Source organism: Arthrobacter crystallopoietes, from assembly GCF_002849715.1.
Lineage (GTDB): Bacteria > Actinomycetota > Actinomycetes > Actinomycetales > Micrococcaceae > Crystallibacter > Crystallibacter crystallopoietes.
Genome location: NZ_CP018863.1, coordinates 1,098,862 through 1,120,874, shown reverse-complemented (window position 1 = coordinate 1,120,874; position 22,013 = coordinate 1,098,862). Strand labels below are relative to the sequence as shown.

General features: G+C 66.2%; 19 protein-coding genes and 1 tRNA gene. 10 read left to right on the top strand and 10 right to left on the bottom strand.

Going from position 1 to position 22,013, the window contains the following annotated elements; translation table 11 throughout:
• Positions 1-43: 43 nt before the first annotated feature.
• Together AC20117_RS05420 and AC20117_RS05415 are read right to left on the bottom strand one after the other, a co-directional pair.
• Positions 44-766, bottom strand: coding sequence for a FadR/GntR family transcriptional regulator (locus AC20117_RS05420; RefSeq protein ID WP_074700615.1), 723 nt, complete (start codon positions 764-766; stop codon positions 44-46).
• A 39-nt stretch (positions 767-805) separates the two neighbouring features.
• A complete protein-coding gene (locus AC20117_RS05415) occupies positions 806-1,984 on the bottom strand; it encodes an L-talarate/galactarate dehydratase (RefSeq protein WP_074700616.1) in 1,179 nt (392 codons plus the stop codon).
• 156 nt (positions 1,985-2,140) lie between these two features.
• Here AC20117_RS05415 and AC20117_RS05410 point away from each other — a divergent pair, with 156 nt between their 5' ends.
• The 3 genes from AC20117_RS05410 (at position 2,141) to AC20117_RS05400 (ending at position 4,349) form a co-directional block, all read left to right on the top strand.
• Positions 2,141-2,566, top strand: a complete 426-nt coding sequence (locus AC20117_RS05410) for a universal stress protein (RefSeq protein WP_074703200.1) — start codon at positions 2,141-2,143, stop codon at positions 2,564-2,566.
• A 65-nt stretch (positions 2,567-2,631) separates the two neighbouring features.
• Positions 2,632-3,795, top strand: a complete 1,164-nt coding sequence (locus AC20117_RS05405) for an aminotransferase class I/II-fold pyridoxal phosphate-dependent enzyme (RefSeq protein ID WP_074703201.1) — start codon at positions 2,632-2,634, stop codon at positions 3,793-3,795.
• 164 nt (positions 3,796-3,959) lie between these two features.
• Positions 3,960-4,349 (top strand): DUF2695 domain-containing protein, encoded by a 390-nt coding sequence (locus AC20117_RS05400; RefSeq protein WP_074700618.1) that lies wholly within the window; start codon positions 3,960-3,962, stop codon positions 4,347-4,349.
• Between the two features lie 12 nt (positions 4,350-4,361).
• Here AC20117_RS05400 and AC20117_RS05395 read toward each other — a convergent pair whose 3' ends face one another.
• Entirely contained in the window at positions 4,362-4,799 is a 438-nt protein-coding gene (locus AC20117_RS05395; RefSeq protein WP_074700619.1) for an acyl-CoA thioesterase, read from the bottom strand.
• 71 nt (positions 4,800-4,870) lie between these two features.
• On the opposite strand from AC20117_RS05395, the gene AC20117_RS05390 reads away from it, so the two are divergent.
• Complete coding sequence (locus AC20117_RS05390) at positions 4,871-6,085, top strand: hypothetical protein (protein ID WP_074700620.1); 1,215 nt, start codon at positions 4,871-4,873, stop codon at positions 6,083-6,085.
• Between the two features lie 94 nt (positions 6,086-6,179).
• Here AC20117_RS05390 and AC20117_RS05385 read toward each other — a convergent pair.
• The 3 genes from AC20117_RS05385 to purB form a co-directional block, all read right to left on the bottom strand.
• Positions 6,180-6,253, bottom strand: a tRNA-Met gene (locus AC20117_RS05385).
• A 126-nt stretch (positions 6,254-6,379) separates the two neighbouring features.
• The gene (locus tag AC20117_RS05380; RefSeq protein ID WP_074700621.1) at positions 6,380-7,555 is read right to left on the bottom strand and encodes a metallophosphoesterase family protein; all 1,176 of its coding nucleotides are present in this window, start codon (positions 7,553-7,555) and stop codon (positions 6,380-6,382) included.
• Between the two features lie 186 nt (positions 7,556-7,741).
• Positions 7,742-9,154 (bottom strand): adenylosuccinate lyase, encoded by a 1,413-nt coding sequence (gene purB, locus AC20117_RS05375; protein WP_074700623.1) that lies wholly within the window; start codon positions 9,152-9,154, stop codon positions 7,742-7,744.
• Positions 9,155-9,358: 204 nt separating this feature from the next.
• Here purB and AC20117_RS05370 point away from each other — a divergent pair, with 204 nt between their 5' ends.
• Entirely contained in the window at positions 9,359-9,664 is a 306-nt protein-coding gene (locus AC20117_RS05370; RefSeq protein ID WP_074700624.1) for a hypothetical protein, read from the top strand.
• Complete coding sequence (locus AC20117_RS05365; protein WP_074700625.1) at positions 9,661-11,124, top strand: hypothetical protein; 1,464 nt, start codon at positions 9,661-9,663, stop codon at positions 11,122-11,124. Before AC20117_RS05370 ends, AC20117_RS05365 begins: the two co-directional genes overlap by 4 nt.
• Here AC20117_RS05365 and AC20117_RS05360 read toward each other — a convergent pair.
• The 4 genes from AC20117_RS05360 to AC20117_RS05345 form a co-directional block, all read right to left on the bottom strand.
• Positions 11,095-12,738, bottom strand: coding sequence for an FAD-dependent oxidoreductase (locus AC20117_RS05360; RefSeq protein ID WP_074700626.1), 1,644 nt, complete (start codon positions 12,736-12,738; stop codon positions 11,095-11,097). The two genes, AC20117_RS05365 and AC20117_RS05360, sit on opposite strands and share 30 nt — an antisense overlap.
• Complete coding sequence (locus AC20117_RS05355) at positions 12,735-14,921, bottom strand: molybdopterin oxidoreductase family protein (protein ID WP_074700627.1); 2,187 nt, start codon at positions 14,919-14,921, stop codon at positions 12,735-12,737. The genes AC20117_RS05360 and AC20117_RS05355 overlap by 4 nt, the downstream gene beginning before the upstream one ends.
• Positions 14,921-16,330 (bottom strand): MFS transporter, encoded by a 1,410-nt coding sequence (locus tag AC20117_RS05350; protein WP_074700629.1) that lies wholly within the window; start codon positions 16,328-16,330, stop codon positions 14,921-14,923. Before AC20117_RS05350 ends, AC20117_RS05355 begins: the two co-directional genes overlap by 1 nt.
• Before the next feature lie 135 nt (positions 16,331-16,465).
• The gene (locus AC20117_RS05345) at positions 16,466-16,870 is read right to left on the bottom strand and encodes a phage holin family protein (protein WP_074700630.1); all 405 of its coding nucleotides are present in this window, start codon (positions 16,868-16,870) and stop codon (positions 16,466-16,468) included.
• An 84-nt stretch (positions 16,871-16,954) separates the two neighbouring features.
• Between AC20117_RS05345 and AC20117_RS05340 the strand changes: the two genes are divergently transcribed.
• From AC20117_RS05340 to AC20117_RS05325, 4 genes are all read left to right on the top strand, one after another.
• Positions 16,955-18,106, top strand: a complete 1,152-nt coding sequence (locus AC20117_RS05340) for a histidinol-phosphate transaminase (protein WP_083339718.1) — start codon at positions 16,955-16,957, stop codon at positions 18,104-18,106.
• A 149-nt stretch (positions 18,107-18,255) separates the two neighbouring features.
• Positions 18,256-19,428, top strand: a complete 1,173-nt coding sequence (pdhA, locus tag AC20117_RS05335; protein WP_074700633.1) for a pyruvate dehydrogenase (acetyl-transferring) E1 component subunit alpha — start codon at positions 18,256-18,258, stop codon at positions 19,426-19,428.
• Complete coding sequence (locus tag AC20117_RS05330; protein ID WP_101632544.1) at positions 19,428-20,402, top strand: alpha-ketoacid dehydrogenase subunit beta; 975 nt, start codon at positions 19,428-19,430, stop codon at positions 20,400-20,402. Before pdhA ends, AC20117_RS05330 begins: the two co-directional genes overlap by 1 nt.
• 15 nt (positions 20,403-20,417) lie before the next feature.
• Complete coding sequence (locus AC20117_RS05325; protein WP_074700634.1) at positions 20,418-21,980, top strand: dihydrolipoamide acetyltransferase family protein; 1,563 nt, start codon at positions 20,418-20,420, stop codon at positions 21,978-21,980.
• Positions 21,981-22,013: the final 33 nt, after the last annotated feature.

The window sequence follows — 22,013 nt, the reverse complement described above, 5'->3', positions numbered from 1 at the left end:
TTCGTTCGAAAGGCCGGCAGCCGCCGTTGTACTTTGGGTACTGCTAGTCGGGGCGGCGGCCCAGGCGCGCGCGGGAGTTGGCCAGATGGGTGCGCATCGCGGCGGCGGCCGTTTGCGCGTCCTGCCGGCCGATGGCGTCAAAGACCGTCTCGTGTTCGAAGGCGACGCGGGAGAAATGCGTCTCCTCGCCGTCGTCGTTGTTCGCCAGCAGCCTGGTCTGGGGCATGGCGATCATCGCAGGCCCGAGCGAGGCGAGCAGATCCACGTAGAAGCGGTTGTTGGTGGCCACGGCGATGGCCCGGTGGAACCGGAAGTCCGCCTCCACCGCCTCGCTGGGCTTGTTCCGGGCGGCGCGGAAGTCCGCCAGCGCCCCGCCGATCTTGGCCAGCTGGGTGGGGGTCCGGCGCAGCGCGGCCAGGGCCGAGGCCTCCACCTCCAGGCCGAGCCGGAAGTCGAGCAGCTGCAGCCGGTCCTCGGGGGTGCGGATCTGTTCCGGCCCGGCGGTGAAGGACTCCTCGCTGGGCCGGGTCAGCACGTACGTGCCCTTGCCGCGGTAGGTCTCGACCAGTCCGGCCGCCTGCAGCCGCGAGATCGCCTCGCGGATGACGGTGCGGCTGACGGCGAACTGCGCCATGAGCGCGCTTTCCGCCGGCAGCTTGTCGCCCGGACCGATGCCGCCGTCGACAATGCTGCTCCTGAGCTGCTCCACCACGGAGTGGGTGAGGCTGCGGGAGGAACCGCGGTCGACGGCGGCGGGCTCGGCCATGATGGTCCTTGTTGTTGCGGCGGGATGGTTCTCGGCGGGCTAGTTCGTGCCGAACTCTACCGTGTCCGTGGTCCAGGCATGGGCCTGCTCGCTGAGCGTGAAGCCCAGGCCCGGCCGGTTGGGGACGATCATGCGGCCGTCGCGGGTTTCCAGCCGCTCGTTGAACAGCGGGTTGAGCCACTCGAAGTGCTCCACCCACGGCTCGCGCGGGTAGGCCGCGGCCAGGTGCAGGTGGATCTCCATGGCGAAATGCGGTGCCAGCTGAAGCCCGGCCTGGTCCGCCAGGGCTGCCAGGCGGAGGAAGGGCGTGATGCCGCCGATCCGCGGGGCGTCCGGCTGGATGATGTCCACGCTGCGGTTGTTGATCAGGCTGATGTGCTCGGTGACGCTGGAGAGCATCTCGCCGGTGGCGATCGAGGTGTCCAGGGCGTTGGCCAGCTGGGCGTGGCCTTCGGCGTCGTACGCATCCAGAGGTTCTTCGATCCAGACCAGGTTGAACTGCTCGAGCACCCGGCCGAAGCGCATGGCCGTGGGCCGGTCCCACTGCTGGTTGGCATCGACCATCAGCGGCACGTCGTCGCCGAGGTGCTCGCGCACGGCGGTGACGCGGGCCAGGTCAAGCTTGGTATCCGGCTGGCCCACCTTGATCTTGATGCCGCCGATGCCCGCGGCCAGTGAGGCGCTGGCGCGCTCCTTGACCTCCTCGATGGGGGCCTGCAGGAAGCCGCCGGAAGTGTTGTAGGTCTGCACGGAATCGCGGTAGGCGCCGAGGAGTTTGGCCAGCGGCAGGTTCGCCCGCTTGGCCTTGAGGTCGTAGAGCGCGATGTCCAGTGCGGCGATGGCCTGCGTGGCGACGCCGCTGCGGCCCACCGAGGCGCCGGCCCAGAGCAGCTTCTGGTAGACCCGGCCGATGTCATTAGGGTCCTCCCCGATCAGGTTGTCCGCGACCTCCTTGGCATGGGCGTACTGGGCGGGGCCGCCGGCGCGCTTGGAGTAGCTGAAGCCAATGCCGTGGTGGCCGTCCTGTGTGGTGATCTCGGCGAAGAGGAACACGATCTCGGTCATCGGCTTCTGCCGGCCGGTCAGGACTTTGGCGTCGCTGATCGGTGTCTGCAGCGGGAGCGTCAGCGTGGAGAGCTTCACGTGCCGGATGCGGTCCGTGGTGGCTTCGCCGCCCGAGATCGCGGCGAGTGGATTGGAGAACGTGGTGGCGGTCATCGGGGTCCTTTAGTCGGGTTGTCGATGCTTGAAATAGTACAAGTGCCTGACTTGTACTACAAGTACTATCTGCCGCAGGCACTGCGGGAACGCATGTATGTTGGTTTCAAGCCGCCCCTGAGCGGTCCCGATGACATTCTCGAAGAGGAGACCCCGATGGCAGGAATCATCATTGTTGGAGTTGATGGCAGCGAAACTTCGATGAAGGCCGCCCGAACTGCCGCACAGCTTGCCGCCGGACTGTCGGCGGAGCTGCGGGTGGTCACCGCCCATGCGACCGATAACGCCGAGGTGGTGCGCATCGGGAACGATAAGTGGTACCTGTCGGACTCATCAACGGCCGAAAAAGTGGCCAAGAAGGCTACCGAGGATCTCGCTACCGAGGGGCTTCACACCAGTTATGCCGCGCTGCACGGCAAGCCGCAGGACGTCCTGATCGAGGAGGCCGAGCGCGTGGACGCGCGGCTGATCGTGGTGGGCAACGTGGGGATGAAGGGGCTGGGACGGGTGCTCGGCAGCGTGGCAACGTCCGTGGCGCAGCGCGCGTCCTGCGACGTGTACATCGCCAAGACCGATTCCTGAGAGCGGGCACCTGATTGAACCCGCTGAAGGTGGCTGACCGCGCCCTCGTTCCGCACTTCGAAGTCATGAAGATACTGCACCGGGTCGCCCAGATGCGGGCGGCGGGACGGGACGTGATCTCGCTGTGCGCCGGCGAACCCTCCGGCGGGGCGCCTCGGGGTGTGTCGGCGAAGGCTGCGGAGGTACACGCCTCCGGCATGCCCCTGACGTACACCAGCGCCTTGGGGATCAGCGAACTGCGCGAAGCCGTGGCGGGGCACTACCGCCGCTGGTACGGGCTGGAAGTCGAGCGCGATGACGTGGCCATCACCACCGGCTCCTCGGGCGCGTTCATGCTCACGTTCCTGGCCGCCTTCAACCCGGGGGACAGGGTGGCGCTGGCCCGGCCCGGTTACCCTGCCTACCGGAACATCCTCAGCTCGCTGGGCTGCGAGGTGGTGGAGATCGACTGCGGTCCGGCCGAGCGCTACCAGCCGACGCCCGCCCTGCTGGACGCTGCAGCTGCCGCGCACGGTCCGCTCGCCGGGTTGATCCTCGCCTCGCCGGCGAATCCGACGGGAACGATGGTCTCCCGCGCGGAGCTTGCCGCGCTGACGCAGTGGTGTGCGGTCAACGGAGTGCGGCTGGTCAGCGACGAGATCTACCACGGCATCACCTACCCCGCCGACCCCCAGGCGCCCGACGCCCGGGGTGTGTGTGCCTGGGAAATGGACCGGACCGGCGTCGTTATTTCCTCGTTTTCAAAGTACTGGGGGATGACCGGTTGGCGGCTGGGCTGGGCACTGATGCCGCGGGACCTAGCTCCGGCAATGGAAGCGCTCGCCGGCAATGTGGCGCTGTGCCCGCCTGCGCCGGCTCAACTGGCGGCCGTCGAAGCCTTCAGCGAGGACTCCTACAGCGAGGCCGAGGCCGCCGTGGCCGAATTCGCCGCGATCCGGCGGATCCTGCTGGACAACCTCGGCAGGCTTCAGTGGGGAACGGCCGCGCCGGCCGACGGGGCGTTCTATCTTTACGCCGAGCTGGGGGACCAGCTGGCCGGTTTTACGGACTCCGGCGATTACTGCCGCGCGCTGCTGGAACAGGAAGGTGTCGCGCTGGTGCCAGGCTCCGATTTCGACGCCGTTCGCGGCAGCCGTTCCGTCCGGCTCTCTTTCGCTGCGGGTCGGGAGGCCGTGGCCGAAGCCGTGGAGCGCATCATTCGCTTCCAGGAGAGCCGCCGCCAAACCTGAAGGCGAAAGCGGTTTTTGGCCGCGCCTGTTGCCCGTGCGGCAGGGCGCAGGCACTCCCTCCACAGCTCCGGCATGCGGGCTCTTGACGCACATCCGGACCAGCGCCCCTGTCACGGCCCCGGCTGCCCAGCGAAGCATTGGGGATATGAAAAGGCAGAGGCGCTATGGATGATGGCCGGTATGCGCTGGCGGGCGGTGGAGGTATCGAGCTGGAACGGCCCGCCGTCGGCCGATGGATGAGTGAGCCAAGCACCGGAGAATGCCTGGCCTGCTACGTCTGGCGCATGCTTGAAAACGGGCGCCGGGGACTGCGCTGGACTGCAAGGTTCCGTGAAACTACGGCTCCGCGCGCCACCGTCTTGGAAGGGCGGCTGGGACGAATGGGTGCCTACTGCGACTGCGAGATTTTCTGCTTCGCATACGAGGTAGACCCGTTGTATTTCCATATCGACGAGTTAGCCGACGTGGCCGAACAAGCCGTGCCGGTGTGCATGAGCGTGCGCCCCGGGTCAACGAAGCCGTGCCCGCTCTGGCGGCCGGTTCCCCGCTGGTGAGTGCCGCCGGAATCAGTGCTGAGGCGGCGGCATGCGGTCCAGGTGCTGGGACGGCACCCGGTCGCGGTCATACGTAATCTCGGTGTAGCCGTGCGGCGCGGGCAAGCCGTCCACACCGAGATTGACGAAGACGATTTTCTCGATGGTCAGGATGGACTGGCGGGTGAACATGTTGCGTACTTCGGCTCGCATCGTCAGCGAGGTCCGGCCGAAATGCGTGGCTGTCAGCCCCATCTCGATCAGGTCTCCCTGCTGGGCGGAACTGACAAAGTTGATCTCGGACATGTATTTGGTCACCGCCATCCCGTTGCCGAGCTGGACGATGGCGTAGATGGCGGCTTCCTCGTCAATCCAGCGCAGCAGGCTGCCGCCGAAGAGCGTGCCGTTAGCATTGAGGTCTTCGGGCCGCACCCACTTGCGGGTATGGAAGGTGATGTCGCCATTGTTCATTACTTGACCCTAACCGATGCAGGCTGTGGATAACTTCTGCAACCCGCTGTCGTCTTCCTTAGGATCAGCTCATGGAGCAAGGCAACTGGCGCACAGCAACGCTGAAGTTCGAATGGACCGTTGAAAATTCCCGACGGCATGAACTGGTGGAGGCCTTGGAGCGCAGGAAAATCATTTGCTCGGTTTGGGAAATGACGGCCAGAAAAGGACGGGTTGGAGCCGAAGTGGTGTGCGCCGTGGATGAGGACGAAGCCGTCGCTGTGGCCGAAACCTTGAACATGGTGGCCAGCGGGCAGACCGCCACCGATCTGGGCCAATCACTCGGGGCTGAACTGCAGGCCGTCTCGGTGGGTCTGGGCTGGCAGGTCCTGCTCGGGAAGCGTCCTCCCTATCGACGGCAGACCTTCAACGGGGAGGCGGTCTTGGTCTCGGGCAAATTCGATTTCGACTTCTACAACACGGCCTCCTCCCTTAAGTCGGAACTGCAGGTGTGGCGGACCTCCGACGTCATCGTCGCCCACGCCCGGTTGAAGGGAGGGGAGCTTGGTCCCTACCTTTGCAAAGTCAGCCGGCCGGCTGTCCTGATGGTCCGGGACGGCGACCGCCGTTCCATCATTGTCCGTCCGCAAATGACAAAAGGTCCGTTCCTCCAAGTGGGATGCCGGAACCTTGACTGGACCTGGGCGCACGCGACGTTGCCACCCCAAGACACGGCCAGGCCCGAGGTGGACCGGCTGCGGAAGCTCACGGCTTGCCGCGGCATGGCGCTTGAGGAACTTCTTGCCGACGGAATGCCCATGGATACGGCCGAACAGTATCTGGAGATCCTGTCGTTGCCGCAGGGACGAGATGCCCTGCACGCAATGGGAGCGCTGCTAGCCGCGCCGCTCGCGGCCGCCCAACTGGTGGAGCAGCCTGCTTCCGCGGCGAACCTTGATCCACCAAGAACCATTCAACTGCTCAGCCCCCGGAACGCCATGGGCATGCGCATGTATGAGCAGGCCGAATTCAATGGCTTGGGTCCCTGGCTGTGGGAACACCCGTGGCGGACGCTGCTGATCGGCATCTTTGGTACGGCCGTGGGTGTCTGGCTGACGTTCTTCCGCCATGCCCTGCAAGGCTCCGTGACCCATACCAGCGTGGTGGGCTTGCTGGGGCTGATGGTTGCAGTCGGCGGTGTGTGCTGCCTAGGTTTCTGGTTTCTCATACGGCCCGGTCCCGAGGACAAAGAATTCTCGTTCCGATCGGAGGGCGTTCCTGCTCCGAAGAGTTTTCCCGCCGGATAGATTGCGGCGGGGAGCGAACAGCAGGACTGCGCGGCCGGTGGAAGCAGAAAGGCCGCCAACCCGCGCAATGCGGACTGACGGCCTTTCCTATTCGTTGCGGGGACAGGATTTGAACCTGTGACCTCCGGGTTATGAGCCCGGCGAGCTACCGAACTGCTCCACCCCGCGGCGTAGTTATGACTCTAGACCCCTTTGTGTCCAAACGACGAATTTGGTGAGCTGCCTCACGAATCAGCGCCCGCCGGCCGGATTCGTGAGGCAGCATATCGCCACGCCAGCTGATTCCGGAACGGTCTACGGCAGCGGGAGCGGTTCGTCCAGCGGCTGGCTCTTCGGATCCATGTCGATGCCAAGCTCCTTCGCGAACACGGTCCTGGTCGCGGTGTAGACCTGCTCTTTGCGCTCGTCGAGTTCGAACACGCGGGCACCGCGCAGATGGTGTTCCTTGGCGCCGCCAAGGCCGTAAGTGCCGAAGCCTGTGCCGGGTCCGTAGCCCAGCTCGATTCCAAAGTAGTTGCCCGAGTAGGTGTTGATGTGGTCATGGCCCACAAAGACACCGCGGACGTCGCCGCGCTCCTGCAGGGCGCTGAAAAGACCGGAGTTGAAGGCGCCAGTGTAAACGCTTTCGTTCTTGACGCCGACGATGCTGTGCTTGGTCACTGCGGCCGCGTGGTCGGCGTCGTCGGAGCTGAACTGGGATCCGAACCACATGTGGTGGTGCTCGAAGAGCGGGATGTGGAAGAACATCAGCGAAGGGATCTTGCCGTGCTGCCTTTCGGCGGCCTCGGACGCTTCCCGGTACCACTGGATCTGGCTGGGGCGGATCCAGTCGTAGCCCATCAGGCCTTCGAAGTCCTGGCCGCCGAGGTTCTCGGGGGCATACCGTCCGGAGTCGAGCAGCCAGATGCCGAACGCAGGCTTGTTGCCGCTGGCAGAGCGGATGAGCAGCTGCGCATTGGACGAGCCGTCGACGCCCTTCTCCGGCCGGACGTTGACGTTGTGCTGGTAGCCGCGGACGAACTCCAGCATCTTGGCCTCGGTCATGCCGGTGCCGTTCGCCATCGAATCCTCGTCGTGGTTGCCGAACGTGACGGCCCACTTGATGCCGCGCGATTCCATCGGCTGCACCACGTTGTTGATGGACTGGCGGACCTCCTCGGCCGTCTTGGGCGATCCGTTGATCACGTCGCCGTTGATCAAGGCGAAGCCGGGTTTCTCGGCGTCGAGGACCTTGCCCATGAACTCAACCGTGCGCCGGTCGGTACGCGGCCCATCCTGTGTGTCGTTGAACTGGACCACGCGGAACTTGCCGTCGGGACCGAACGCCAGCGGCATCTTGGCGTTGCCTTGTCGCTGGGCGGGGACTGCGGCGTTGGCGCCCGGCGCCGCGGCCAGCATGCCGGCCAGGATGGCGCCGGTGCCGCCGGCGATCAGTCCGCGGCGTCCGAGATTGGGGGAGTTGGTACTCATTTTCGTGCCTTTCGTGCATCCCGACTGCAGAGGCAGCTCGGTGGCCGGCCCGGAGGAGGGCGGGCAAGTCGGGATTGCGACTTTAGGCAGCGGAAATGACCGGCAGGTTGCCGGCGGGTGGATCGCTTCCCAACGAAGTACGACGCCGGAATTAAGCTCCGGCGTCGTACTTACGCTTTGTTCGGGCTACTTGAGATGGTCCACCAGCTGGTTGGCAATCCCTGTGTAGCTGCCCGGAGTCAGCGCCAGCAGGCGAGCTTCAGCCTCGGCGGACAGCCCCAGACCGGAGACGAATTCCTTCATGCGTTCGGCATCCACTCGGTGTCCGCGGGTGAGGTCCTTCAGCCGTTCGTAGGGGTTGTCCATACCCTCGACCCCGGCGATGGCTTCGGCGCGCATGACCATCTGGATGGCTTCGCCGAGCACCTCCCAATTCTGATCCAGGTCCGCGGCCAGCACTTCGGCCGGCACATCGAGCCGCTCCAGGCCCTTGGTTACGTTCGAGATGGCCAGCATCGAGTGCCCGAAGGCCACGCCGATATTGCGCTGCGAGGAGGAGTCGGTCAGGTCGCGCTGCCAGCGGGAGGTAACCAAGGTGGCGGCCAGGGTGTCCAGCAGGCCGTTGGAGATCTCCAGGTTGGCCTCGGCGTTCTCGAACCGGATGGGGTTGACCTTGTGCGGCATGGTGGAAGAACCGGTAGCGCCCTCCACCGGAATCTGCGCGAAGTAGCCGATCGAAATGTAGCTCCAGATGTCCGTGCACACGTTGTGCAGGATCCGGTTGAACCGGGCGATGTCCGCGTACAGCTCGGCCTGCCAGTCATGCGACTCGATCTGCGTGGTCAGCGGGTTCCAGGTCAGGCCCAGACCCTCGACGAAGCTCTTGGAAACGGCCTGCCAATCGGCGCCGGGCACCGACGCGTAGTGGGCGGCGTAGGTGCCGGTGGCGCCGTTGATCTTGCCCAGGTACTCGGTCCGGGCGATCCGCTCCAGCTGGCGGGTCAGCCGGTGCGCGGTGACCGCCAGTTCCTTGCCCAGCGTGGTGGGCGTCGCCGGCTGGCCGTGGGTGCGCGAGAGCATCGGGACATCCCGGTTGGCCTCCGCCATGTCGCTGATCTGCGCCACGAGCGAGCGGGCGGCCGGCAGCCAGGCCTGCTCCACGGCACCCTTGATGCCTACGGCGTAGGAAAGATTGTTGATGTCCTCCGAGGTGCAGCCGAAATGCACCATGGCCTTGAGGTGATCGATGCCGATGTCCTCCAGCCGGCGGCCGATGTAGTACTCCACGGCCTTCACGTCGTGGACCGTGACGGCCTCGATTTCGGCCAGTTCGCGCACTGAGTTGCCGTCGAAGTCGGTGACGATCTTGCGCAGCGCGGCCTGCTGCTCGGCGCTGAGCGGTCCGGCTCCCGGCAGGACGGACTGGCTGGTGAGATGGATCAGCCACTCGACCTCCACGTGGACGCGGTCGCGGTTCAGCGCCGCCTCGGAGAGATAGTCGACCAGCGGCGCGACGGCGGAGCGGTAGCGGCCGTCAAGGGGGCCAAGGGCGATTGCAGGAGTGACGTCTGCCAGGGAGACGCGGGAAGTTTCAGCCATGGGCCCTATTCTTTCAAGAGTCGGGCACGATTCCCTAACCTGTCCGCTATCTTTCACCGCACCGGTTCGTTGGCTGGTTGCCGCTGTGCGCCGGCTCACCCGATCTCCACAACGCACCCCCGGCGGCCCTTGCGCACATACCTCAACTCACCTGCCTGCCATCCTGTGCCGCGGCCTAGCCTCGATGCAAGGGAAGGAAGAGTGATGGCCAGTTCGTTGCAAAGTACGACGTCGGGTCTTGCGGTCGGCGGGACGGGAACCGACGATCTGCGGCTGGCTGCGCGCCGGCTGTACGCCTGCGAGACCGCATTGCTGGAGCTCAATGGCCGGCTGGCGGGACTGGAACTGGCGGCCTGGGTGTCTCCAGCCGGACAGGCCTTCCGCCGCAGCCTGGTGGAACGCCAGCTGCGGATGGACAACGCGGCAACAGAAGTCAGGGAGGCGGCCGTGGCCGTCAATGCCTTCGGTGTAGCGGTTGAAGCGGCCGACCTGATCCAGCCGGGCCCATGACCGGCGATCCAGAGTGGCTGCCTGCCCCCGCCCGGCTGGACGGGAGCTCCGCCGGCATTGGCGGCTTCCGTGTCACGGGCGGGATCGGCGGCGCGGCCTTCCAATGGGAAGAGCTTGATGACGCTGCAGTCCGGCTGGGGTCCGTGGCCGCGGATGCGGATCGGATCTATTTCGACATTTATGCCCTGCAGCTGACCATCCTGGACAGCCGCATCTTCATGCTGCCGGGGCGGGCAGTGGCGCAGGAGGCCGTGCGGCGGGCGTTGGACGCTGTCCAGGCGTCGGCCGACGATGTCCGTGAAATAGCGGACCACGTAACCCGGGCGAAGGAGGCTTACGGGCGGGCCGAGGCTGCCGCCAACGGTGCCCTGGACGGACTGGCGCAAGGAACCTGGTGGCTGAGTACGCCCTTCGAAGCGATGGGAAACGAGCTGCGGCCAACGCTGACAGGCATGGAACGGCTGATCAACCACGGAACCCGCGGCCTGCTGGCGCTGCCGCCGATCCCCGGCCTGCCCGATGATCCCCTTGATCCAGGCGCCGGAAGCGCATCGACCACCGAGCGGCTCGCGCCGGACCTTGTCGAGACCGCGAACGGGCTGGGTCTGCTGCAGCCGGCTCCCATTTCGGTAACACGCCGCGCCGATGCCGGAATCGGACCCGGAGGAGAACCGGCGGCCGGGGCGGTGCCGCTGGAGGCCACACCGGCAGGACTGCTCGCTCGTGCCGGTGTCGCGGCAGCGGCCGGGCCGGGAGCTATCGAGATTCTGGAAACGGAAGCCGCCGCCGGCAAGAGCTGGGTTGTCTCGCTGCCGGGAACGCAGTCCCAGGGACCGGAGGCAACAGAGAATCCGTTCGACGAGACGGGGGTAGCCGAAGCGCTCGCCTATGACAGCCGCCATGTCTCCGCAGCGGTTTCGGCGGCTCTGGAGGAGGCCGGCGCGGAGGCAGCGGACCAGGTGGTCCTGGTCGGCTACAGCCAGGGCGGCATCCACGCCATGAATATGGCCGCAGACAAGGCATTCCTGGCCGAGCACAACGTTTCCTACGTGCTCACGGCCGGCTCCCCGGTCGGTGGTGTGGGTCTGCCGGAAGGACTCAGAAGCCTGCACCTGGAGCATGTCCAGGACTGGGTACCCGGAGCAGACGGACAGTCCAGCCCGGATACCAGAGACCGGGTAACCGTGACCCTGACCAACGAAGTAGCGACGGCGGACGGCGAAGACGGCGGCCTTGGCCCCGGACATGACTTCGGGAACTACGTGGCCGGAGCCCAGCTGTTGCAGAACAGCTCGGACGTCTCGGTGACAGATGCCTGCCTGGCACTCGGCGCCGCTGTAGGCGGAGGCCTGGCAAGCCGGCACCTGTTCACGCTGACCCGGCAGGTACCCGCCCGCGAACCCTTGCCACCGCATAAGCGGGCATCGTACTCATTGCGGAACCGCCCGCACGGCTACTGACGCATAAGCGTCGATCAATTCCCCAATGCGCGATTTGCAACCGCCGCAGCCGGTGCCGGCCCGGGTGCAGGCAGAAACCTCTTCAACACTGCTGCAGCCGCCGGCTATCGCGTTCTCCACCCCGCCGAGCGTTGCCCCGCTGCAGCGGCACAAAGTGGAGTCCGGATCGGCAGGTGCCGGCCCATCGTCCTGCTGCTCAACCGAATCCAACCGGAACAGGGCGGTGCGGTCCGCCGGCAGTTCGGCCCCCCGCTCATACAGCAGCACCAGTTCGGCCGCAGTCCGGGGCATGCCGACGCAGACCAGTCCTTCAAGCACCCCGGCGCGAGTCACCATTTTGGCATACCGCCCATGTTCCGGGTCGGCCCACTGGGTTACCTGGATGGGCGGGCAACTCGGCGGACTCCCGCCGCTATCCCGTTCCGGCCGCCAGGCGTCCCAGAGCTCGGGCGAGATGTTCCCGGCCGAGGCCAGGTCCAGTCCTCGCGCCTTGAGCAGCACGACGCAGGGCCGTTCCGGTGCCAGTGGCGCCGTCTGGGTCTGCGCCGTTGTCCCGCCTGCCACGACCATCTGCCGCCGTGGCGCGAGCTCCAGCAAACGCCGGGCAACGTATTCGGCTTGGCGCCAGCCCGGGCCGATCAGGCCGGCCGGTCCCGCAGTACTGCCTGAACAGACTGTGCAGCCGCCGTCGCCGCACGCAACCTGGGCGCAGTCGCCGATGGCGAATATCCGCCCTTCCACGTCGGCCTCGAGCCGGTGGTTCACCAGGATCCCCTTCTCCACGCCCAGTCCGCAGCCGGCAGCCAGTTCTGTCCTCGCCCGCACCCCGCAGGACAGGAGCAGAAGATCGCCGGGAAGCTCGGTGCCGTCCTCGAGCACCAGCGCATGGAACTGGTGGCGGCCTCCCGCTCGTGGGCGGAAAGCGACGGCGGTGGAACGGACATCGGACGCCAGCCGGATTCCGCTGGCGTGCAGCGCGGCGGCCAGCATCCGGCCGCCGCCGGGATCAAGGTTGCGGCCCAGCGGGTGCGGTCCGTGATGGACCACGGTGACATCGGCTCCTTCCTCGGCCGAGGCCAGGGCCGCTTCGATACCAAGAATCCCGCCACCAAGAACAACGATCCGGCCGCGGGAACCGACGACGGCGCGCAGCTTGGCCGCATCCTCCAGATCCCGCAGAGCCGTCACGCCGGGCGGCAGCATATCCACGGCGGCCGGGTCAGGATTCAGGCCGGCCAGCGTAGGGACCACGGCCTGCGCTCCGGTGGCGAGCACCAGGCGGTCGAAAGGCTCCTTGGTTCCGTCATCCAGCAGCACGGTCCTGCGCGCCCGGTCGATCCGACGGACGGTGCGGCCCAGCAGTACCGTCGCACCGTCGCCGCGGAGCCGGGCGGCATCGGCCAGCCCGATGGCCTCGCCGGTAGTCCGCCCCGTGCCCACGTCGGCAACCAGGACACGGTTGTAGGCCGCCACGCCTTCGGCACCGATGACCGTCAGATCCAGCCGGCCCTCACGGACCGCGGGAAGGATCTCGTCCACAAGTCGGGCTGCCACCGGACCGAAGCCGACAAGGACAACGCGTTCGACAAGCCTTTCAGCGTTTTGCCCGCTCACAGGGCCCCTGCTTTCGCCAGCACGCGGACCCGCACGGCGGTGGATTTGAATTCGGGCATGCCGGAAAGGGGATCGGTGGCCGCGGACGTGAGGATGTTGGCCGACTGCTCCCCGGGGAAATGGAAGGGCAGGAAGACGGTATCCGGTCTGATTCCGATCGTCACATCGGCCCTGATCCGGACCGAGCCGCGCGAGCCGATGACTTCCAACAGGTCTCCATCGGCGACACCCAGCCCCTGCGCCGTCACGGGATGCACCTGCAGCCGTGCTTCGGGCTGTGCAGCGGCGAGTTCGGCAACCCGCCGGGTCTGGGCGCCGGATTGGTAATGCTCCAGCAGCCTGCCGGTTACCAGCGTGAGGCTGCCGGACTCGTTGAGTGCTTCGGGCGGCGCCGCCTGCGAGACGGGCACCAGTCTGGCCCGGCCGTCGTCGTGCGCAAAGCGGTCCAGAAACAGCCGCGGCGTACCCACGGACCCGGCCGGGAACGGCCAGTAGGCCTCCGCGCCGGCGTCGAGCATGCCATAGCTGATGCCCGAGTAGTCGGCCGGACCGCCGGCAGAAGCACGGCGGAGTTCCTCGAAGACGGTTCCGGCGTCAGCGCTGAAGCTCGACGGTGCGTCCAGCCGCCGGGCCAGTTCGGCCATGATCCACAGTTCCGAGCGTGCCCCGGCCGGCGGATCGATGGACCGGCGGCGCCGCAGCACACGCCCCTCAAGGTTGGTCATCGTCCCTTCTTCCTCCGCCCATTGCAGGACGGGCAGCACGAGGTCCGCTTCGGCGGCGGTCTCGGACAGGAAGAAGTCCGCAACCATGAAGAAGTCCAGATTGCGCAGCCCGCAGATGACGGCACCGGCATCGGGGGCAGAAACTGCCACATTGGACCCGTGCACCAGCAGGCAGCGCACTCCGCCGGGCCGGCCAAGGCCCATGAGCATTTCGACGGCGGGAACACCGGGCCCGGGAATCTGCTCGGGCCGCACACCCCAGACACGGGCAACATGCTCCCGGGCGGCCGGATCGGTAATCTTGCGGTAGCCCGGCAGCTGGTCGGCCTTCTGGCCGTGCTCGCGGGCACCTTGCCCGTTGCCCTGCCCGGTGAGCGTGCCGTAGCCGCTGTGGCTGCTGCCCGGAAGCCCCAGCAGCAGGCTCAGGTTGATGGCCGCGGTAGTGGTGTCCGTGCCATCGGTATGCTGCTCAACGCCGCGGCCCGTGAGGATATAGGTCCCGCCGGTCGCCTGCCCGCCGGCATCAGGCCGCGCCCCTGAAGCCAACCGGTGCGCCGTCTCGCGGATCAGTTCCGCGGGAACGCCGGTCACGGACTGGACCCGTGCCGGCCACCAGTGGTTCAGGCTGTGCAGCAGTGCCTCAAAGCCAGTGGTGCGTGCTCGGATAAAGGACTGGTCGGCGAGTCCCTCATGGACGACGACGTGGGCAATGCCCAGCAGGAGCGCCAGATCCGTACCCGGCGTCGGCTGGAGGTGCAGTCCCGCGCCGCCCTCCGTCAGGGCGGCGGTGGCAGTACGCCGTGGATCCACCACGATGAGGCCGCCCGCAGCCCGGGCGCCCTGCAGATGCTGGACAAACGGCGGCATGGTGTCCGCCACGTTGGAGCCCAGGAGCAGGGCGGCGTGGGCTTGGTCCAGGTCGGCCAGCGGAAACGGCAGCCCCCGATCCACGCCGAACGCCCGGTTCCCCGCCGCTGCGGCGGAGGACATGCAGAACCGGCCGTTGTAGTCGATCCGGGAGGTGCCCACGGCCAGCCGCGCGAATTTGCCCAGCTGGTATGCCTTTTCGTTGGTCAGGCCGCCGCTGCCGAAGACCCCCACCGAATCCGGCCCATGCAGCGAGCGGGAGCTCCGGATGGCCTTGGCCGCCAGATCGAGGGCTTCATCCCAGCCGATCGGGCGGAAGCTGCCGTCACCGCCGCGCAGCAGGGGTTCGGTCAGCCGTTCCGGTGAATCCAGCAGCGCCGGCGAGGTCCAGCCTTTCCGGCACAAACCTCCCCGGTTCGTGGGAAAGTCCCTGCCGGCTGCGTCCAGCGGCGTCCCGGCAACTGGGAGCTGGGCTCTGCCGCCGTCGTCGTAAGTTGGTTCGGTAGCCACGCTTGCGGCCGCCGGTTCATGGGGCGCCAACCGCATTGCACACTGCAGCGCGCAGTAAGGGCAGTGCGTATCCACCGCCATCAGACACCACCCCGGGCCATCTCGGATCCGGGCCGCAGGTAGCAGAACCAGGCCACCGCCAGCATCACCGCGTAGGCCGCCATGAAGCCGTAGAACGCGCCGGTGTAACTGCCGGTGGCGGTATTGGAGGCGTTGAGGACTTGCGGAATCAGGAAACCGCCGTACGCGCCGATGGCGGAAACCAGGCCGAGCGCCGCAGCCGCCTTGCGCCCGCTGCCGACGTCCGCGCTGCTGCGGGTGGTCCCGGTCTGGCCGCGGATGGCGAAGATGCGCGGGATCATCCGGTAGGTGGCGCCGTTGCCGAAGCCGCTCGCGGTGAACAGTGCCAGGAACAGCAGCAGGAAGAGCCAGAAGTTCGCCAGCGGCAGCGTCCACACCACGGCCAGCGCAATCAACGCCATGGCCGCGAACGAAGCTACCGTCATCCGCGCCCCGCCGAAGCGGTCGGCCAGCTTGCCGCCAAGCGGACGGGCCAGCGAGCCCACCAGCGGGCCAAGGAACGCCAGCGAGAGAGCGGCCGAGCCCACCGCGAAGGAAGAGAACCCGGGGAAGACGTCGTGGATGAGTTTCGGGAACACCCCGGAGAAACCGATGAAGGAGCCGAAGGTGCCGATGTAGAGCAGCGCCATGATCCACAGATGCGGCTCGCGCAAGGCCGCCACGGAACCGGCGGCATCACCCTTCGCGTGCGAGAGATTGTGCATGTACTTCCGCGCACCCCAGGCGGCCAGCAGAATCAGCGGCACCCAGATCAGTCCGCCCAGCGGGAGGTTAAGCGCAGCGGCCGCGCCGAGCGTGATCACCAAGGGCACTACCAACTGTGCGACGGCGGCGCCGAGGTTCCCGCCAGCGGCGTTCAGCCCCAGCGCGTAGCCCTTTTCGGCCGAGGGGTAGAAGTAGGTGATGTTGGCCATCGAACTGGCGAAGTTGCCGCCGCCCAGGCCTGCCAGACCCGCCATCAGCAGCATCACGCCGAAGGGCGTCTCCGGGTTGGCCACGCACGCGGCCAGCCCGATGGACGGGACCAGGAGCAGCAGGGCGGAGATCACCGTCCAGTTCCGGCCACCGAACTTCGGCACCATGAAGGTGTACGGGATGCGCAAGGTGGCTCCGACCAGGCTCGGAATCGAGATCAGCCAGAAAATCTGCGAGTTAGTGAAGTCGAATCCCGCCGCAGGGAGCTGGACGGCCATGATCGACCACAGCTGCCAGACGACAAACCCCAGGAACTCGCAGAAGATGGACCAGTTCAGGTTGGTCCGCGCGATCGGCCGGCCTTCGGTTTCCCAAAAGTCCTTGTCTTCCGGATCCCAGCCGTCCACCCACCGGCCCGGACGTATGCGCAGCCGCGAATCTGTCGCGGCGCCGGCGGGCACGGTGCCTGTGGTCTTGATCTGCTCAACACTCATTCAGTCCTCCAAAAGGGGAGCGGTTTCACCCTGTTGGTAAGACTGTAGGAACGGCGTGTTTCGGCTGCAGTGGCCGGACGTTACGGGTAGATCAAAAGTGCCTCACCGTGCCGCCGGCCGCCGGTGAGGCACGCGCTACCGGGTCCGCGTAATCGATCCGGCGATCAGGGACACGAGACTGATAATCAGCGAGCCGAGCACCGCGGTCCAGAAAAAGGAATCGACCACAAAGTTCACGGGTGTGTAGGACGAGAGCCAGGCCGTGAGCATCAGCATGAGCGCGTTGATGATGATGGTGAACAGGCCCAGCGTCAGAATCGTGACCGGCAGCGACAGGAAGCTGACGATCGGCCGCACGATGGCGTTGACCAGGCCGAAAATGAGCCCGATAAAGAGGAACGCAAGTACGACGCCGGCCGTTGAGTTTCCCTGCGCAACTTCCGTTGCCGCTGTGCTTTCCACCGTTATGCCAGGCAGAACCCAGCTGGCTATCCACAGCGCCAGGCCATTGATCAGAACACGCACAATGAACTTTCCCATGGATTCATGCTGTCATACCGCTGATGCCGGGGCACCCGATCCGGCGTGACAAACGCCTCGTTGCACCACCGTATTCTTTAACCCATGACTTCTACCCAGAACCCCACCAACGTAGCTGCGGTTCAGACGGCAGCCCAAGACCGTCAGATCCGCCCCCGCCCGGTCATGGACCGGCTGCCCAAGTATGCAGCGGGCAAACCGCCAGCCGTCATTGAGGGGCTGCAGCCGTACAAGCTCTCCTCCAATGAGAACCCGCTCCCGCCGATCCCGGAGGTGCTGGAGGCTATCCAGTCCCAGCACAACATCCAGCGCTACCCGGATCCGCTGTCGACAGCCTTGCGCACCGAACTGAGCCGGTTCCTGGATGTTCCGGCCGAGGACATCGTCACCGGTGCCGGCAGTCTGGGCGCGCTGGTACAGATCCTGCAGACCTTCGCCGGCCAGAGCGAGGACGGCACGGCGGACGAGGTCGTCTATGCCTGGCGCTCCTTCGAGGCCTACCCGATCATGATCGGCCTCTCCGGCGCAGCCAGCGTGCAGATCACCAACCGGGCGGACGGCTCGCACGACCTTGAGGCCATGGCGGCCGCCCTCAATGAGCGGACCAAAGTCGTCCTGCTGTGCACCCCGAACAACCCGACCGGCCCGGCCCTTACCACCGCCCAGGTGGAGGACTTCCTGGCCAAGGTCCCGCAGGACGTCGTGGTGGTCATCGACGAGGCCTACACCGAGTTTGTCCGGGATCCGGAAGTGGTGGACGGCATCAAGGTGTACAAGAAGTACCCGAACGTCATCGTCCTGCGGACGTTCTCCAAGGCCCATGGCCTGGCCAATCTTCGCGTTGGCTACTCCGTCTCGAATCCGGAACTCACCCAGCACCTGCGGGTCGCCGCCACGCCTTTCGCCGTGTCCAGCCTGGCCGAGGATGCGGCAATTGCCTCGCTGAAGCACTACGACAAGGTTGTGGAAAGGGTACAAAGCCTCGTGGACGAACGCGACCGCGTGGTGGCCGGCCTGAGCGAGCTTGGCTGGAAGATCCCCGAGTCCCAGGGCAACTTTGTCTGGCTCCCGCTGGGCGAGAATGCCCAGGACTTTGCCGCCTATGCGGGGGAGCAGGCCCTGTCCGTACGGGCCTTCCCCAACGAAGGGGTCCGGGTCAGCATCGGCGAGGTGGAGGCCAATACGCGTTTCCTCTCTCTGTGTGCGAACTATACAAAAGGCCCCGGCGTTTCCTGACCGTAACAACAGCGGGGCTGAGGCCCGGTATCGTTAGGCTGGAACAGAAAACCGACCAATATATGCCTTGCGGGTAATGCATTCCGTTCAAGGCATATATCAGCAGCTAAGGTAACCGTCGACGGGCGGCATGCCGGCGAGGAGTTCGTATGGGCGCTGAGCACCTGCCCACCTCTGAATTCGACATTGAGGAACTTGAGCAGTCCATGACCTCCAGCGACCCCGCAGACGCTCCGGAAATGGTGCAGCTACTTGCCTCGGACGGAACACTGCGCGAGGACGTCCAGTACGGGCCATACGCCGCGCATCTGGACGGCGAGGCCCTGCGCGGGCTGTACCGGGACATGTTCCTGGTCCGGCGTTTCGACCAGGAAGCCGTGGCGCTGCAGCGCCAGGGACAACTGGTTATGTGGCCGCCGCTGCTGGGTCAGGAGGCCGCGCAGATCGGTTCCGGCACTGCGCTGCAGGCGAATGACTACGTCTTCCCGACGTACCGCGAGCACGGTGTGGCGCTGACCCGCGGGCTCGAACTGTCCGCCTTGCTGAAGCTCTTCCGCGGTGTTTCCAGCGGCGGCTGGGATCCCCGGGAGAAGAACTTCCACCTCTACACGCTGGTCCTTGCCGCCCAGACCCTGCACGCCGTCGGCTATGCCATGGGCCTGCAGCGGGACGGCGAGGACGGCGTCAGTGTTGCCTATTTCGGCGACGGCGCCAGCTCCGAGGGCGATGTCCACGAGTCGATGGTCTTTGCCGCCTCGAACCAGTCTCCGGTGGTCTTCTTCTGCCAGAACAACCACTGGGCCATCTCCGTGCCCACCGAGGTACAGTCGCGGATCCCGCTGTCGAACCGCGCCAGTGGTTACGGCTTCCCTGGCATCCGGGTGGACGGCAATGACGTGGTTGCCGTCCACGCCGTCACGCGCTGGGCTCTGGAGCATGCCCGTTCCGGCCTGGGCCCGGTGCTCATCGAGGCCTTTACCTACCGGATGAGCGCCCACACCACCGCAGACGACCCCACCAAGTACCGGCTCTCCGCCGAGGAGGACGCGTGGAGGGACAAGGACCCGCTCAAGCGCCTGGAACGGTACCTGCGCTCCAGCAACACCGCGGATGACTCCTTCTTCGAGGAGGTCACGGTCCAGGGCGATGAGATGGCCGCCAAGGTCCGCGCCGAGGTCCTGGCCATGACCGGTCCGGAAATGGTGCAGAGCTTCAACAACGTCTACGCCGATCCGCACCCGCTGGTCGCCGAAGAGCTCGCCTGGCACCTGGAGTACGAGGCAGGCTTCGCGGACGCCGACGAGGCAGGGGAGAGTAACTAGTGGCCAACATGACCATCGCCAAGGCCATTACCGCCGGCCTGCGCGAAACGATGAAAAACAACCCCAAGACCATGCTCATGGGCGAGGATATCGGTGCTTTGGGCGGCGTCTACCGGGTAACCGAAGGCCTGCAGGCCGAATTCGGCAAGACCCGCGTCGTCGACACCCCGCTGGCCGAATCCGGCATCATCGGCACTGCGATCGGCCTGGCGTTCCGCGGCTACCGGCCGGTCTGCGAAATCCAGTTCGACGGTTTCGTGTTCCCGGGCTTCAACCAAATCACCACGCAGCTGGCCAAAATCCACGCCCGCAGCTCCGGCGATCTCAGCGCGCCCGTCGTCATCCGCATTCCCTACGGCGGTGGCATCGGCTCCATCGAGCACCATTCCGAATCGCCGGAGGCGCTCTTCGCACACACCGCAGGGCTGCGCATCATTACCCCGTCCAATCCGCACGATGCCTACTGGATGATCCAGCAGGCCGTCGAGTCGAACGACCCGGTCATCGTGTTCGAGCCCAAGCGCCGCTATTGGCTCAAGGGCGAAGTGGACACGGAGAGCCCCGGCCAGGACGCGTTCAGCGCCAAGGTGGTCCGCGAGGGAACGGACGCCACCATCGTCGCTTACGGCCCGCTCGTCCCGGTTGCGCTGGCAGCGGCGCAGGCCGCCGAGGAGGACGGCAACAGCGTGGAGGTGATCGATCTGCGCTCCATCTCGCCGATCGACTTCGACACCATCACGACGTCCGTGCACAAGACCGGCCACCTGATCGTCACCCACGAGGCACCCACTTTCGGCGGCGTCGGCGGCGAGATCGCCGCACGCATCTCCGAACGTGCCTTCCTCAGCCTCGAGGCCCCGGTCCTGCGGGTGGGCGGTTTTCACATGCCCTACCCCGTGGCCAAGGTGGAAGAGCACTATCTTCCGGACATCGACCGCCTGCTTGAGGCCCTCGACCGTTCCCTCGCCTACTGACGCATCGGAGTTTCCATGTCGAACATCGAATCATTCAACCTCCCGGACGTCGGCGAAGGCTTGGTCGAAGCCGAAATCGTCTCCTGGAAGGTCAAGCCCGGGGACACCGTCGCCGTCAATGACGTGATCGTGGAGATCGAAACGGCCAAGTCCCTGGTAGAGCTACCCAGCCCGTACGCGGGCGTCGTGGCGGAACTGCTCGTGCCCGAGGGGCAGACCATCGAGGTTGGCACACCGATCATCTCCGTGAACGTCGGCGGTGCCGGCCAGCCCGCACCCGTGAAGGACACCGGGGACGCGCTCCAGGCGCCCGCGCGTCCGGACAGCGCTGCCCTGCCGCAGGAAGCGCCCGCGAAAACGGAGGGCGATCCGCTCTCGGGCGCAGCCGAGGCGGCGCCGGCAGCCAGCGAACCGGGCATGGTCAGCGGATCACTGGTCGGCTCAGGGCCGAAGGCAGATGCAGTCAAGCGCCGCCCGCGCCGCCCGTCCAGCCCCAGCCCAACTCCGGACCAAACAACGACGACGGCGCCCCACCACCACGGCGTCTCCGATTCCGCGCCGCAGCAGCACGCCCCGCACGTGCCGCCGGTTCCCTCGCCAGCGTCCCCCGACTCCGCCGTCGAAAGCGGAGTAACCCGGGACGGTACCAAGGGACAACAGCGCGGTGAGGCCGTGCAGGCGGCGGTGAACCGCTTGCTGACCCGAGTGCTGGCCAAACCGCCGGTGCGCAAGGCTGCCAAGGATCTGGGGATCGATCTGGCTGACATCACCCCCACCGGCCGCGGTGGAGAGGTCACCAAGGCGGACCTGCTGAGTTATCAGGCACAGCGGGATGCCGAACTGGACCAGGCCGAGACTTTCTGGGCGCCGAGCAGGAAGCCGCAGGACCAGCGCATCGAGCGGGTCAAGGTCAAGGGTGTTCGCAAGGCCACGGCTAAGGCCATGGTCGAATCGGCCTTCTCCGCTCCGCACGTCAGCATCTTCGTTGATGTGGATGCCTCCCGGACCATGGAGTTCGTCAAGCGGCTTAAGGTCAGCCGCGACTTCGAAGGCATCAAGATTTCACCGTTGCTGATTCTGGCCAAAGCGGTGATTTGGGCGGCAGCACGGAACCCCTCCGTCAACGCCACATGGACCGATGACGAGATCCTGATCAAGCACTTCATGAACCTCGGGATCGCCGCCGCCACGCCGCGCGGACTGATGGTGCCGAACATCAAGGATGCACAGGATCTGTCCCTGAAGGAACTGGCCATCGCCCTTAACGAGTTGGCTACGAAGGCGCGTGCGGGCAAGACTCAACCGGCCGAAATGCAGGGCGGCACCTTGACCATCACCAACGTCGGCGCACTGGGCATCGACACTGGCACGCCCATCATCAACCCGGGCGAAGTCGCAATCGTGGCCTTCGGCACCATCAAGCAGAAGCCCTGGGTGCTGGACGGGGAAGTCATTCCGCGCTGGATCACTACTCTTGGCGGCTCCTTCGACCACCGTGTGGTGGACGGCGACCTTTCCGCCCGGTTCATGGCCGACGTTGCCGCGATCATGGAAGAACCCGCGCTTCTGCTCGATTAAGTGCCGGGAAGGGAATAGTCGTCGAAGGGGTCC

Coding starts and splice junctions, on each gene's coding strand:
- AC20117_RS05365 (WP_074700625.1), top strand. CDS start 9,661: ATGACCGGCGATCCAGAGTGGCTGCCTGCCCCCGCCCGGCTGGACGGG.
- AC20117_RS05380 (WP_074700621.1), bottom strand. CDS start 7,555: ATGAGTACCAACTCCCCCAATCTCGGACGCCGCGGACTGATCGCCGGC.
- AC20117_RS05325 (WP_074700634.1), top strand. CDS start 20,418: ATGTCGAACATCGAATCATTCAACCTCCCGGACGTCGGCGAAGGCTTG.
- AC20117_RS05355 (WP_074700627.1), bottom strand. CDS start 14,921: ATGGCGGTGGATACGCACTGCCCTTACTGCGCGCTGCAGTGTGCAATG.
- AC20117_RS05420 (WP_074700615.1), bottom strand. CDS start 766: ATGGCCGAGCCCGCCGCCGTCGACCGCGGTTCCTCCCGCAGCCTCACC.
- AC20117_RS05370 (WP_074700624.1), top strand. CDS start 9,359: ATGGCCAGTTCGTTGCAAAGTACGACGTCGGGTCTTGCGGTCGGCGGG.
- AC20117_RS05350 (WP_074700629.1), bottom strand. CDS start 16,330: ATGAGTGTTGAGCAGATCAAGACCACAGGCACCGTGCCCGCCGGCGCC.
- AC20117_RS05400 (WP_074700618.1), top strand. CDS start 3,960: ATGGATGATGGCCGGTATGCGCTGGCGGGCGGTGGAGGTATCGAGCTG.
- AC20117_RS05340 (WP_083339718.1), top strand. CDS start 16,955: ATGACTTCTACCCAGAACCCCACCAACGTAGCTGCGGTTCAGACGGCA.
- AC20117_RS05415 (WP_074700616.1), bottom strand. CDS start 1,984: ATGACCGCCACCACGTTCTCCAATCCACTCGCCGCGATCTCGGGCGGC.
- AC20117_RS05345 (WP_074700630.1), bottom strand. CDS start 16,870: ATGGGAAAGTTCATTGTGCGTGTTCTGATCAATGGCCTGGCGCTGTGG.
- AC20117_RS05390 (WP_074700620.1), top strand. CDS start 4,871: ATGGAGCAAGGCAACTGGCGCACAGCAACGCTGAAGTTCGAATGGACC.
- AC20117_RS05395 (WP_074700619.1), bottom strand. CDS start 4,799: ATGAACAATGGCGACATCACCTTCCATACCCGCAAGTGGGTGCGGCCC.
- AC20117_RS05405 (WP_074703201.1), top strand. CDS start 2,632: ATGAAGATACTGCACCGGGTCGCCCAGATGCGGGCGGCGGGACGGGAC.
- purB (WP_074700623.1), bottom strand. CDS start 9,154: ATGGCTGAAACTTCCCGCGTCTCCCTGGCAGACGTCACTCCTGCAATC.
- pdhA (WP_074700633.1), top strand. CDS start 18,256: ATGGGCGCTGAGCACCTGCCCACCTCTGAATTCGACATTGAGGAACTT.
- AC20117_RS05410 (WP_074703200.1), top strand. CDS start 2,141: ATGGCAGGAATCATCATTGTTGGAGTTGATGGCAGCGAAACTTCGATG.